1 protein-coding gene and 1 pseudogene are annotated in these 1,673 nt (G+C 54.2%); both read right to left on the bottom strand.

Annotated elements, in window-relative coordinates; all coding sequences use genetic code 11:
• The coding region (locus tag NCR35_RS29705; RefSeq protein ID WP_250537452.1) for an Imm71 family immunity protein at positions 1 to 785 on the bottom strand (785 nt) is incomplete at its 3' end.
• A gap of 11 nt (positions 786 to 796) precedes the next feature.
• Positions 797 to 1,673, bottom strand: a pseudogene (locus NCR35_RS29700) (hypothetical protein); the annotation flags it as partial.

The raw sequence follows: 1,673 nt of genomic DNA, 5'->3' as shown, positions 1-1,673 counted from the left end.
TCTAGCGTGTCGGTGCCTTCGAACTGGTACTGGCTGGCGATATCCCCAGCAAGATAGTAATTAGGACAACGAACGCCGATCTTAGGATCAATGGACCAAGGTTCCCAAATACCCGTCACAGGTATCTGACGACCGCTCCACACCTCGCCCGCAGTGTCTTTGTTAGGCGGCGGGCAATTGCTGAGTTGTGCGGGGAAGTGTATGGGGGGTACTCCATTAAAAGCCAGTTCATCGAAGAATATGTCGTCATAAGTCCAGCGCATCGCTGATTTCGCTTTTGGACCGACTCGACGAGGATCTTCAAAATAAATCTTCCCCTTCTTATTAAGCGTGCCAAAAAATAGGGAAAAAACCTCGCCCGAAGAGTTCGCCTTGCCAAAGATTCCAATCGATTCATCCGGGGATTCTCGATAACCAAATTTATAGAACAGGTCGTCCGGATCGGCCCCTCCAAGTTCCTCATAACGTCGGCCCCATATATAGCCGCTAAAAGCAAGTGCATCGTAGAGTAAATCAAATGCTTCCCTGCGCCTTTTTGAGTCCGCTACCAACGGTTCGGCAAGTTCCATCGGCCGCAGAAAACGCATGAACCGAACAAGATCATCGCTATAGTCAATACCGACTTCGGGCCCCTTAATTTCGCGTTCGAAGTCACGCAGGAATTCACGATACAGGTCAATTGCGTGCCGCAACAGAGTGGCGCTCGTGTATTTCCTAAGCAAGTAGAACGCGCGGTCGCGGGCCTCATCGTCGTTTTTGCCTGCAACATACAGGAAGGCGGACATGTCGATACTCCTCAATGTTGCGGTTGTGCGCTGTCGCGACCACCGGGCAGTGCGTGACCTGCAACCGCTGGCGCGCGATTCGTATAGCCCTGCGGGACTGTCTTGGGCAGGATTTGATCCTTGCCCAGGTCGCGAACCGCCGCCCGTTCAGCCGGAGAAAAAATTACATCCTTCCAGTTCGTCGGCATCGCCATTAGACTTTTCACGTAGTTCTCCAAAACCTTGTTATAAGGATCGGCGAAGTCAATGACGTATTGCGTCGCGCCGCCCTCAAGCCAACGCCCCAATATCTCGTCATACTGGCTTGATACCATACCGCTCCACACTCTCAGTCCGTTCCAGTCAGCCGGAATATTCTCCACGCCCATTTCGACAAGCTCGGCGCGCGTAGGAATATGATTCAATGTGATATACGCACCGTTATGGCTCCAATCCATCTTGACAGCCCAATCCTCGCGCCATTCCCGTCCGTTCTTCGCCATGTGCGGCAGCCAGCACTTCGCGCGTTTGGTGCTTGTGCTAACGGTACCCTTTAGCTTGTATCCAGACTGCGTGGTGCGAGTCGTGTTATCCAGCACTCGCGCCAAATCATATCTCCCGGGCGTCAGTGTGACCGCTTCGATGGGTCTGTCGCGACTGAAAGATTCGATCGTCTCGTAGGCAGCCTCTTGTGTCTGCCTATCGACCTTGACGTGAGCGCCACCTTTCGACAGATCCGGCCACCCCTCGACATGTTGATAGTCAGCAATTGTCGCTGGCGGATGTGCAGCCTTTCCCGCGTCGCGCGCCAGCGTCGAAAGCTGTCCCTCCACTTCACGCGTCGTAACCTTGCCCGAGCCGACCGATATATCTGCCCAGGTGCCCTCGACCATATGCGCACGCACGCGG

The sequence above is a fragment of the Caballeronia sp. AZ10_KS36 genome, from assembly GCF_023631105.1.
Taxonomy (GTDB): domain Bacteria; phylum Pseudomonadota; class Gammaproteobacteria; order Burkholderiales; family Burkholderiaceae; genus Caballeronia.
Note: the sequence above shows the minus strand (reverse complement) of the source record. Positions and strands in the feature narration are given on the sequence as shown.